Source organism: Actinomadura roseirufa (genome assembly GCF_900659635.1).
Classification (GTDB): Bacteria; Actinomycetota; Actinomycetes; order Streptosporangiales; family Streptosporangiaceae; genus Spirillospora; species Spirillospora roseirufa.
The window spans coordinates 1-11,073 of record NZ_CAACVB010000244.1 but is presented as its reverse complement, the minus strand read 5'-3'; the positions used below and the strand labels follow the sequence as shown (position 1 = coordinate 11,073).

Below are 11,073 nucleotides of genomic sequence, written 5' to 3'. Positions count from 1 at the left end.
CCTCGCGGCGGCCCTCCTGCTGACCGGGGCGGGCCCGGACGGCGAGCGGGACACCGGCCGGATCGTCGGCAGCGGCGCCGCCGAGACCACGCCCTCCGCCGAGCCCTCCGCCAGGGGGGAGCGCTCCGCGGTCCCGGACGCCTGCACGCTGGTCGGCGACGCCCTCGCCGGCCGTCTGGCGCCCGGCGCCGCCCGGAACCCGGCCGACGCCTACCAGGCCGGCGACCGGCAGAACCAGTGCGTCTGGGGCGCCTACACCGGTGACCGCGGGCGCCAGCTCAGCGTGGAGCTGCGCGCCGTCGCCGGGACGGCGGGCCAGAGCCCGGCACGGGCGGCGGCCACCGCGTTCGCCTCCGAGCGCCGCGACGACGAGTCCGGCCGGTCGCTCCTGGCGGGCCGGAGACTGATCCGGAAGTCGCCCCTGGAGGGGATCGGCGACGAGGGCTACGTGGTCTACAGCGTCGACGAGGACCGGGGATCCGGCGAGGCCATCGCCAGTGTCCGCGCCGTGAACGTCCTGGTGACGATCCACTACTCGGGGTCCGACGACGGCGGCCCGCTGGCCGAGGCCGCGGCGACCGGCGGCGCCGAGGAGACCGCGAAGGCCGTCCTGAAGGCCCTCGAACAGGGCTGAGCGACCGTCTCGGCGGCCCGCCGCCCGGGGTGCTCTCCCGCACCCGGCCGCCCGCCTGCACTAGGCTTTCAATCCGTGCTGGTCTTGGCTTTCGACACCGCGACCGCCGCGATCACCGTGGCGCTGTACGAATGGGTTCCCGGCGAGGGCGCCGTGCGCCGCGGCACGGCCGAGGCCGTCGACCGGCGCCGGCACACCGAGCTGCTCACCCCGTCCATCGCCCGGGTGCTGGCGGAGGCCGGCGCGGCGCCCGAGACCCTGAGCGCGATCGCCGTCGGCGTGGGACCCGGCCCCTACACCGGCCTCCGGGTCGGCCTCATCACGGCACGCGCCATGGGGGAGGCGCTGGGCGTCCCCGTGCACGGCTTCTGCACCCTGGACGTCATCGCCTGGGCCACCCGGCGGGATGAGCCGTTCGCCGTCGCGACGGATGCCCGCCGCAAGGAGGTGTACTGGGCGCGGTACGACACCTTCGGATCGCGCGTCTCCGGCCCCGCCGTGGGTCCGCCCGGAGACGTCCGCGAGGGCGCGCCCGGCGACCTGCCCGTCGTCGGGGAGGGCGCGGCGCTGTACCCGGAGGTCCTCGGCGGCGCCGATCCCGAGCCGCTGCTGCCCACGGCCGCGTCGCTGGCCGAGCTGGCGGTCAGCCGGCTGTCGGGGCTGCCCGGCCCGGAGCTGCTCCCCCCGGAGCCGCTCTACCTGCGCAGGCCCGACGCCAAGGAGCCCGGACCGCGCAAGAAGGTGACCCCGCGATGAGCGAGGTCACGCTGCGGGCCATGACCAGCCTGGACCTGCCCGCCGTCCACCGGCTGGAGCTGCAGCTGTTCCCCGAGGACGCCTGGAGCGAGGAGATGCTCCGCGAGGAGCTCGCCGGCCAGCCCCACACCCGCCACTACGTCGTCGCCGAGGAGCCCGGCGGCGTCATCGTCGGCTACGCGGGCCTGGCCGCCGCGGGAGGCCAGGCCGACGTGCAGACCATCGGGGTCCGCGCCGACCGGCGCGGCTCCGGGATCGGCGCGGCGCTGCTCACCGAGCTCGTGGACGAGGCCGTCCGGCGCGCCAGCGAGGCGGTGTTCCTGGAGGTCCGCGCCGACAACGACGGGGCCCGCAGGCTCTACGAGCGATTCGGCTTCGGCAAGGTCGGCATCCGCCGCCGCTACTACCAGCCCGCGGACGTGGACGCGATCGTCATGCGCCGCGTCCTGACCCGCAGACCCGTGGGCTTCAGCAGGGAGATGTGATGATCCGCGACTCCGAGCCGCTGGTGCTCGGCATCGAGACCTCCTGTGACGAGACCGGCGTCGGCATCGTCCGGGGGCACACGCTGCTCGCCGACGCGATCGCCTCCAGCGTCGAGGAGCACGCGCGCTTCGGCGGCGTGGTGCCCGAGGTCGCCTCCCGGGCGCACCTGGAGGCCATGGGCCCGACCGTGGAGCGCGCCCTCGCCGACGCGGGGGTGTCGTTCGCCGACGTCGACGCGTTCGCGGTGACCGCCGGCCCCGGGCTGCCCGGCGCGCTGATGGTCGGCGTGGCCGCCGCCAAGGCCTACGCGCTCGCGCTCGGCAAGCCGCTGTACGGCGTCAACCATCTCGCCGCGCACGTCTGCGTCGACCAGCTCGAACACGGCCCGCTGCCGAAGCCGTGCGTGGCGATGCTGGTGTCGGGCGGGCACTCCTCGCTGCTGCTGGTGCCCGACGTGGCGAGCGACGTCCGCTCCCTCGGCAGCACCGTCGACGACGCGGCCGGCGAGGCGTTCGACAAGGTCGCGCGGGTGCTGGACCTCGGCTTCCCCGGCGGCCCGGTGATCGACCGGATGGCCCGCGAGGGCGACCCGGCGGCCATCGCGTTCCCCCGCGGCAAGTACAACGACGGCACCTACGACTTCTCGTTCTCCGGTCTGAAGACGGCCGTGGCGCGCTGGGTCGAGGCCAAGGAGCGGGCGGGCGAGCCGGTCCCGGTCGCGGACGTCGCCGCGTCCTTCCAGGAGGCCGTGGTGGACGTCCTCACCCAGAAGGCGCTCAGGGTCTGCAAGGACAACGGCGTGCGCGACCTGCTGATCGGCGGCGGCGTCGCGGCCAACTCCCGGCTGCGGGCCCTCGCCGCCGAGCGCTGCGAGGCCGCCGGGGTGCGGCTGCGGGTGCCGCGGCCGAAGCTGTGCACCGACAACGGCGCGATGGTCGCCGCGCTCGGCGCGGAGCTGGTCGCCGCGGGGCTGGCCCCGTCCGACCTGGAGGTGCCCGCCGACTCCAGCCTGCCGATCGAGTCGGTCAGGCTCTGAGGCCGCCGCGGGCGGTGGCCGCCGGGGTCAGGTGACGCCCAGCTCGGCGAGGAGCGCGGCGAGGTAGTCCTCCAGGAGCGGGACCTTCGCCTCGTCGAGGACGCGGCCGCCCTCCTCGGGCAGCAGGTCCAGGACGCTGCGCACGTCCCAGTACGGGTCGTGCGGGTAGCCGCCCGACACCTGGTCGAACGAGGCCAGGAACCGGTCGGCGACGGGCCGGCCGTAGCGCACCGCGAGGCCGCGCCGCATCCGCGCGATGTCGATCGCGATGGGCCCGGACGAGGCGTCCGACCAGTCGACCACGCCGGTCAGCCTCCCGTAGGACCACAGCGTGTTGTCGGGGTGGTAGTCGCGGTGGATGAACCGGGCGGGCGCCTCGGGCGGCGGCCCGGCGGCGACCTCGAACGCGCGGTCCCAGACGTCGGGGCGCAGGGCGTGCCGGGGCGGCAGCCGCACGTCGAGCCGGTTGTAGGGCACGTACGGCGGCATCGTCGCCGCGCCGTTCAAGGCGTGCACCGCCAGCAGCGCGGCGGCGAGCTGGATGAGGTACTCGGGCAGGTCGTCGGGCGCGGGCCGGGGCGGGTGGCCCTGCAGCCGGGAGATGAGCAGCGCGGGGACGTCGCAGTAGGCCCCCGCGGGGTCGGCGGCGACCAGCGTCGGCGTCGGGATCGGGCAGCCCGCCAGCAGCGCCAGCGCGGCGATCTCCCGTTCCGGCGAGAACTCGGTGTCGCCGTAGCAGCGGCGGGCGGCGCCCGCGTCGGGCGGGGCGGGCAGGGTGGGCAGCGCGGGCCCGGTGTCGCGCCCGGTCCAGCGGCGCAGGACGAGCCGGTGCGCGCTGCCGGAGGGGGTCTCCACCAGCAGCGCGTGGTTGGCGTGCGCGGAGCCGCCCGCCAGGGGCCGCACCATCCGCACCTCGGCGCCCCGGCCCAGGCAGCCCTCGACCCAGCGCAGGGTGGCGTGGCTGGGCGGTGCTCCGGTCAGCAGGGTGGGTGCCGTTGCGTGGGTCACGAGCTCCATGAAAACGGATTCCGATGGGTATTGGGAGTGATTTTGCGAAGACGGAACGTAACAAAGTGCACGTCATCGACGTGCTTTGAGGAAGCCATTTCGGGTGTCCCACCGGTTAATTGGACAAACGCCACGGATTCCATCGGGTATCCGCCGAGCGGATGGGGCCCTTCTGGATCCCCAGCGGCCCCACCCGTCCCTATCGGCGGCGTTCAGTCTTTGGCTCCGTCCCTTCGGGGGCGCAGAAGCGCCTCCGCGAGGGCGAGCATCGTCTCCTCCAGCGTGGACAACCGCTTGAGCACATCCTCGTGGACCGCGTTCACCTGCTTGGACACCTCGTCGTGGACGCCGTCGACCCGGCGGCCGATGTCGCCCTGCACGTCGGCGAAACGCTTGCCGAACTCGGCCTGCACCGCCTCGGCACGGCGGCCGACCTCGTCCTGGACGCCGTCCACGCGGCGGGCGAACTCCTCCTGGGCAGTGCCGACCTGGCGCGCGACGTCCTCCTGCATGCCGCCGACCTGCTTGGCCACGTTGTCCTTGATGCTGCCGACCTGGCGCGTGACGTCCTCGTGGATGTCGCCCATGCGCTTGCCGAAGTCGTCGTGGACGTCGTTGACCTGCCGCGCCACCTGCGTGTGCACCGACTCGACCTGCTTGGTGACGTCCACGTGCACCGACTCCACCCGCCGGGAGACGATGTCGACCTGCGCGGTGAACTCCTCCAACGCGCCGTCGACCTTCTTGGCGACCTCCTCGTGGATCCCCTCGATGCGCTTGCGGACGTCCTCGTGCACGTCGTCGAAGCGCCGGGAGAACTCGTCCATGCGCTTGGCGACGTCGCTGTAGGCCGTCTCGGCGATCTGGGACATGGTCGCCTTGACCTCGTCGCGGTCCGGCCGGGCGCGCAACTCCTCGATCAGCGGGTCGACCGCCTCGGCGAGATGCTTCTCCAGCGCGTCGAACCGGTCGCCGTGGTCGGCCGGCGGGCGCTGCGCCAGCTCGGCCAGCATCCGGTGCAGCTCGGCGATCTCCAGCGTGGCCGGGAGCCGCCCGATCCGCTCGCCCACGCCGTCGATGCGCCCGTCCAGGCCCTCGAACCGCCCGTCCAGGCCCTCCAGCTTGCCCGACACGCCCTCCAGCCTGCCGTCGACCCCGTCCAGCCGCCCGTCCAGCCCGTCCAGCCGGCCGCCGACGCCCTCGACCCGGCCGTTGACCGCCTCCAGACCCTGCTCCATCCGCTCGGCCATCTCGCCGAGCGCCTGGTCGACCCGCGCCGTCACCCCGTTGATCGAGTGTTCGAGCCGCTCGGACCGGTGGCCGAGCTCCGCCAGCGACTTGTCGAGCCGGTTGAAGCGGACGGACGCGGCCTCCATGCTGCCCTGGAGCTTGTCCAGCCGCTTGGTCATCTCCTCCATGCGCTGCGAGGCCGCCTGCGTGGCCTCGGTGATGTGGTGCGCGGAGTCGAGGACGGCCTGGATGCGCGACAGGCCCTCGTCGACGTTCTCGGCGACGACGCCGACGTCGGCCCACAGCGCGGGCAGCTCGGCGACCGGCTTGACCCGCTCGCCCATGGCCTCGATGTGCTCGGCCAGCCCTTCGGCCCATTCAGGGGGCTTGCTGGACAGGTCGTCGACCTGGCCGCGAACGCTGTCGATCTGCCCGGTCAGCCCGCTGAGCTCCCGCTCGCGGACCTCGCGCAGCAGCCACTCCATACCCTCCAGCCGCTGGCGGATCTCGTCCAGGACCTGACCCTGTGAGCGCTGTTCATAGACATGGTCCTGCGCCGCACGGGCGAGCAACTCCCGCATCCGATCCGAGACCGGTTGACCCCCCGTCTGCAGGAAGTTGTGATTCGTTTCCACCCGATGCTCCTTCGTGTGCCGACGCGACGAAATGGCGCACGGCAATGAATCGTGAAGTCGCCACTGTAGTGCGTGTACAGCGCCGCTATTACGGGTGGCGGGGAACATCGCGAGTTCGGTGGAATGTGCCTGTTACCCCACTCGGCGGGTTCCTCGGAAATCGCCGGTCGTCGGGGGGTTCGGCGGTCGTGAATGATCCGCTTTCACGGTAATCGCGGCCTCCCCGGGGACGGTTGCTGAACCTGTTTTGGTGATTCCTCGTCCCGTGGTCCCGGCGCGCCGATTCCCGTGCCGCCGCACGGCCGCCCCGGACGCTTCACATCCCTGGCCAACGCAATGCCGGAATGCGCCGATGATTTGCTCGGGCATGGCGCGTCGCGCGGCCTCGCTTGGCGTTGCCGGTGCGCGGAAGATCTTTGGCCCGATTAGCGCCCGGCCGCGCCTCCGGGCGGGTCAGCGCCGCGTGCCCCGGCGGGTCAGCGCCGCGCCTCCGGGCGGGTCAGCAGCGCCACCGGGTCCCGGCCCACCCGTGTCACCACCAGCGTCAGCTCCGCCCCGCCGTAGCCGGACCCGCGCCCGCGCCCGCCGAAGCCCAGGTCGCGGCGCAGCCGGTCGACGTCGACCGCCGAGCCGCGCTTCTTGACCGTCAGCACGCCCACCTCGCGGCGCCGCAGCTCGCCCCGCAGCCGCTTGACCGAGAACGGCAGCACGTCCTCCACCTCGTACACCGCCGCGAACGGCGTCGGGCGCAGCTCGTCGGACGTCACGTAGGCGATCCGGGGGTCGGCCAGCCGCCCGCCCGCCAGCGCGGCGACCTCGGCGACCAGGTGCGCCCTGATCACCGCGCCGTCGGGCTCGTAGAGGTAGCGGCCCCACGGGCCGACGTCCGGGTCGCCGAGGTCCCCCGGCGTGAGCGTCCACCCCTCCGGGCCCTCGCCGGAGGAGAACCCGCCCGGCGCGGACGCGCCGGAGGGCAGCAGGGTGGCGCGGCGCCGGACGTCCCCGGCGAGCGCGCCCAGCCAGAGGGCGGCCTCCTTCACGTCCCCGGCCACCGAGATCCACTCGGCCTCGGCGCCGTCCGGGACCGCCTCGTGCGGGATGCCCGGCGCGACCTTGACGCATCCGGCGGGCGCCCGCCCGGCCAGGTCCAGGACGGTCCCGAGCGGCGGCTCGTAGGAACGGGGGTCGAAGACGCGGCCGCGCGCCGTGCGCCGTCCCGGATCGGCGAAGACCGCCGCGTGACCGCCCGGGTCCTGCTCGGTCGCGTCGCCCACCCGGACGGACGCGACGTCCTGCAGCCCGAACGCCTCCAGGTTGGCACGGGCCACCTCCGCCGTCAGGGGGTCGAGTTCCACTCCCTCACCGGCCAGACCCGCTCGGGCGCGCGCGACCAAGTCCGCCCCGATCCCGCACCCCAGTTCCAGGGTCGTGCCGGACGGCGCGTGCGCGGCGAACCGGCGCGCGCGGTGCGCGGCCACGCCCGCCCGCGTCGACTGTTCGAGCCCGGCCTGGGTGAAGAACATGCGGCGGGCGTCCGAACCGAACTTGGCCGCCGCGCGGACGCGCAGCCGCACCTGGGTCAGCGCCGCCGCCACCAGCCCCGGATCGTGCCGTTCCCGCAGCCGGGACGCGGTCGTGAGCAGGGCGTCCTCGCTCACGTCCGCCGCCATGGCCTCGTCGAGGACGGCCCGGCCGGCGGCGGTGCGCAGGGCCGAGAACGACGCGATGTCCATAGGCTGGACGGTATCGGGAGGTGACCGCGGCGGGAGCGTTCCGGGCGGCGCCGGGGGACGGGCCGCCTCCGCGCCCCGTGTCCGTGTTGACGGGTTACCGGGCACGGAATAGTCTCCAGACTGGCACTCTCCAAGCGAGAGTGCCAACACAGCGACAAGGTCGGTCTGGCACCCGCGACGGCAGGCCGGTCCAGGGTCGCCTCTCTGTCACATGTGCTGGCCGGCCCACCAGGCCGGCCGAGGACCAATCGAAGGGGAGGTCAGATCGTGACGACCGCCACCAAGGTTGTTCTCAAGCCGCTCGAGGACCGCATCGTCGTCCAGCCGCTTGAGGCCGAGACCACCACCGCATCGGGCCTGGTCATTCCCGACACCGCCAAGGAGAAGCCCCAGGAGGGCACCGTCCTGGCGGTGGGCCCGGGGCGCGTCGACGACAAGGGCGAGCGCGTCCCCGTCGACGTGAAGGTCGGCGAGGTCGTGCTCTACAGCAAGTACGGCGGCACCGAGGTCAAGTACAACGGCGAGGACTACCTCGTCCTCTCGGCCCGCGACGTGCTCGCGGTCATCGAGAAGTAATCACCGAGACGTGATGCACCCGCCCCGGTCGGCGCCGCCTTCGGCGGGGCGGCCGGGGCGGATCGCGTGAAAGAGGAGTATCCGCATGGCGAAGATCCTGGAGTTCGAGGAGGACGCTCGCCGGGCTCTTGAGCGCGGCGTCAACGCTCTCGCGGACGCCGTCAAGGTGACGATCGGCCCGCGCGGCCGCAACGTCGTCATCGACAAGAAGTTCGGCGCGCCGACGATCACCAACGACGGCGTCACCATCGCCCGCGAGGTGGAGCTGGAGGACCCCTACGAGAACCTGGGGGCCCAGCTCGCCAAGGAAGTGGCGACCAAGACCAACGACATCGCGGGCGACGGCACCACCACGGCGACCGTCCTCGCGCAGGCGCTGGTCCGCGAGGGCACCCGCAACGTGGCCGCGGGCGCCTCGCCGCTCAGCCTCAAGCGGGGCATCGACGCCGCCGCCCAGTACGTGTCCGACCAGCTCCTGAAGTCGGCCCGCGAGGTCGAGGAGAAGGCCGAGATCGCGCACGTCGCGACCATCTCCGCCCAGGACGCGCAGATCGGCGAGCTGATCGCCGAGGCGTTCGAGAAGGTCGGCAAGGACGGCGTCATCACCGTCGAGGAGGCCCACACCATGGGCCTCGAGCTGGAGTTCACCGAGGGCCTCCAGTTCGACAAGGGCTACCTGTCGCCGCACATGGTCACCGACCCCGAGCGCATGGAGGCCGTCCTGGAGGACGCCTACGTGCTCATCGTGGACGGCAAGATCTCCAACGTGCAGGAGTTCCTGCCGCTGGCGGAGAAGGTCGCCCAGACCAAGAAGCCGCTGCTCGTGGTGGCCGAGGACGTCGAGGGCGAGGCCCTCGCGCTGCTGGTCGCCAACAAGATCCGCGGCACCTTCACCTCCGTCGCCGTCAAGGCGCCGGGCTTCGGTGACCGCCGCAAGTCGATGCTGGGCGACATGGCCACCCTGACCGGCGGCCAGGTCGTCAGCGAGGCCATCGGCCTCAAGCTCGACGGCATCGGCCTGGAGGACCTCGGCCGCGCCCGCCGGATCACCGTGACCAAGGACGCCACCACCATCGTCGACGGCGAGGGCGCGGCGGACGAGATCACGGCGCGGATCAACCAGATCAAGGTCGAGATCGAGAACTCCGACTCCGACTGGGACCGCGAGAAGCTGCAGGAGCGGCTCGCCAAGCTGGCCGGCGGGGTCTGCGTGCTGCGCGTCGGCGCCGCCACCGAGGTGGAGCTGAAGGAGAAGAAGCACCGCCTGGAGGACGCCATCTCGGCGACCCGCGCGGCGATCGAGGAGGGCATCGTGTCCGGCGGCGGCAGCGCCCTGGTGCACGTGGCCAAGGAGGGCTTCGACAGCCTCGCCCTGACCGGCGACGAGGCCACCGGCGCGGAGGCCGTCCGCCGCGCGCTGGTCGAGCCGCTGCGCTGGATCTCCGAGAACGCCGGCCAGGAGGGCTACGTCGTCGTCTCCAAGGTGCAGGAGCTGCAGCCGGGCCACGGCTACAACGCCGCCACCGGCGAGTACGGCGACCTGGTCGCCCAGGGCGTCATCGACCCGGTGAAGGTCACCCGCAGCGCGGTCACCAACGCCGCGTCCATCGCGGGCATGCTGCTCACCACCGAGGCGCTCGTGGTCGAGAAGCCGGAGGAGGCCGACGAGGCCGCCGCCGGTGGCCACGGCCACGGTCACGGGCACGGCCACTGAGCGAGCACTGAGCGAGGCACCGCGCTGACGTACGGCGCGTCCGGCGTGCCGGGGGCGAGCGGTTCGCTCCGCCCCGGCGATCGTCGAAGGCCCCCGCCCGGATTCCGGGCGGGGGCCTTGCCGCGTCCAGCGCGTGTCCCGGCGGCGGCCGCCGTACGCCGCCGCGCGTTCGCGCCCCGGTCGGCGGGGCCCTCACGGAAGGACGGGCGGAGACCCGCAGGACGCGCGAGCGGGGGACACCGGAAACGGGGGTCGTTTCCCGACCGATAGTCCGGTCACCGCTATTCGAAGCGTCCAAAAAGGGGGGTGACGGTACGCTGGGGCGTTGGATGACCGCGTTGCGTGCATTTTCGGTCCTCGTCCCCGCACTGTGACCATTCCGTTGCCACCGACAGTGGAGACACGCCCGGCGCCGCTGGGCATCATGCTTGACGTGACCGAGGGATGCTACGCCGGGACCGTGACCGCGCGCGCTACCGAACCCTCGAGGGGGCCCGCCCCTCCACCCCGCGCCACCGGCCGCGGGGTCCGGCCGCTGCGCGCGGCGAAGGCCGGCGAGGACGACCTCAAGGAGCTGACGACGCTCGCGGTTCAGGGCGACCCCGGCGCCATCGAGGTCCTCATCGCCGAGGTCAGGCCCATGGTTGTGCGCTACTGCCGGGCCCGGCTCGGCCGCGTGTCGGGGCAGTACCACATCGCCGACGACGTCGCGCAGGAGGTGTGCATCGCCGTCCTGTCGGCGCTGCCGCGCTACCGCGACATGGGGCGCCCGTTCGCCTCCTTCGTGTTCGGCATCGCCTCCCACAAGATCGCCGATGCGCTGCGCAGCGCCGTCCGCGCCGCCGTCCCGACCGAGGACCTGCCCGACGGCCCCGACGACCGGCCGGGGCCCGAGGAGACGGTGGTGCGCTACATCGAGGCCCAGCGCGCCCGCGACCTGCTGACACGGCTTCCCGACCACCAGCGCGAGCTGGTGCTGCTGCGGGTCGTGGCGGGTCTGTCCGCCGAGGAGACCGGTAACGTGCTGGGCATGTCCGCGGGGGCCGTACGGGTCGCGCAGCACCGGGCTCTGGCCCGGCTTCGGGCGATGGCCAGAGAGGAGTCGATCGCTTGACGGAGCGGAGCCGCGGCGCGCCGGAGCCGGACGGGCCTTCGCACTCCGGCGCCGCCCCCGCGCCGCCGGACCGGCTCCCGGTCGCGCCGGCGCCCACGCCGCCCGCCGATCTGAGCGCGGTGCGCCGGACCGACGCGATCTTCGAGTCGCT

10 protein-coding genes are annotated in these 11,073 nt (G+C 73.4%); 7 read left to right on the top strand and 3 right to left on the bottom strand.

What is annotated here, in order from left to right; all coding sequences use genetic code 11:
- The 4 genes from E1291_RS42505 to tsaD form a co-directional block, all read left to right on the top strand.
- Window positions 1-634 (top strand): hypothetical protein (locus E1291_RS42505; RefSeq protein WP_207401072.1); only part of this gene is annotated, 634 nt, incomplete at its 5' end.
- 75 nt (window positions 635-709) lie between these two features.
- Window positions 710-1,390 carry a tRNA (adenosine(37)-N6)-threonylcarbamoyltransferase complex dimerization subunit type 1 TsaB gene (gene tsaB, locus E1291_RS33360; protein ID WP_131742061.1) on the top strand — a complete coding sequence of 227 codons (681 nt, stop codon included), beginning with the start codon at window positions 710-712 and terminating at the stop codon, window positions 1,388-1,390.
- A complete protein-coding gene (gene rimI / locus E1291_RS33355; RefSeq protein ID WP_207401071.1) occupies window positions 1,387-1,875 on the top strand; it encodes a ribosomal protein S18-alanine N-acetyltransferase in 489 nt (162 codons plus the stop codon). Before tsaB ends, rimI begins: the two co-directional genes overlap by 4 nt.
- Complete coding sequence (tsaD, locus tag E1291_RS33350) at window positions 1,875-2,912, top strand: tRNA (adenosine(37)-N6)-threonylcarbamoyltransferase complex transferase subunit TsaD (RefSeq protein WP_131742060.1); 1,038 nt, start codon at window positions 1,875-1,877, stop codon at window positions 2,910-2,912. The genes rimI and tsaD overlap by 1 nt, the downstream gene beginning before the upstream one ends.
- 27 nt (window positions 2,913-2,939) lie before the next feature.
- Here the strand turns inward: tsaD and E1291_RS33345 are convergent, their stop codons facing one another.
- The 3 genes from E1291_RS33345 to E1291_RS33335 all read right to left on the bottom strand — a co-directional run bounded on the left by E1291_RS33345 (window position 2,940) and on the right by E1291_RS33335 (window position 7,518).
- Window positions 2,940-3,920, bottom strand: a complete 981-nt coding sequence (locus E1291_RS33345; RefSeq protein WP_242614538.1) for a phosphotransferase family protein — start codon at window positions 3,918-3,920, stop codon at window positions 2,940-2,942.
- Between the two features lie 212 nt (window positions 3,921-4,132).
- A complete protein-coding gene (locus tag E1291_RS33340) occupies window positions 4,133-5,785 on the bottom strand; it encodes an apolipoprotein A1/A4/E domain-containing protein (RefSeq protein ID WP_131742058.1) in 1,653 nt (550 codons plus the stop codon).
- A gap of 476 nt (window positions 5,786-6,261) precedes the next feature.
- On the bottom strand, window positions 6,262-7,518 hold the full coding sequence (locus E1291_RS33335; protein ID WP_131742057.1) for a THUMP-like domain-containing protein: 1,257 nt from the start codon (window positions 7,516-7,518) through the stop codon (window positions 6,262-6,264).
- Between the two features lie 267 nt (window positions 7,519-7,785).
- On the opposite strand from E1291_RS33335, the gene groES reads away from it, so the two are divergent.
- From groES to E1291_RS33320, 3 genes are all read left to right on the top strand, one after another.
- The gene (gene groES / locus E1291_RS33330; RefSeq protein WP_089314894.1) at window positions 7,786-8,094 is read left to right on the top strand and encodes a co-chaperone GroES; all 309 of its coding nucleotides are present in this window, start codon (window positions 7,786-7,788) and stop codon (window positions 8,092-8,094) included.
- 85 nt (window positions 8,095-8,179) lie between these two features.
- A complete protein-coding gene (gene groL, locus E1291_RS33325) occupies window positions 8,180-9,808 on the top strand; it encodes a chaperonin GroEL (RefSeq protein WP_131742056.1) in 1,629 nt (542 codons plus the stop codon).
- A gap of 535 nt (window positions 9,809-10,343) precedes the next feature.
- A complete protein-coding gene (locus E1291_RS33320) occupies window positions 10,344-10,922 on the top strand; it encodes a sigma-70 family RNA polymerase sigma factor (protein ID WP_131742062.1) in 579 nt (192 codons plus the stop codon).
- Window positions 10,923-11,073: the final 151 nt, after the last annotated feature.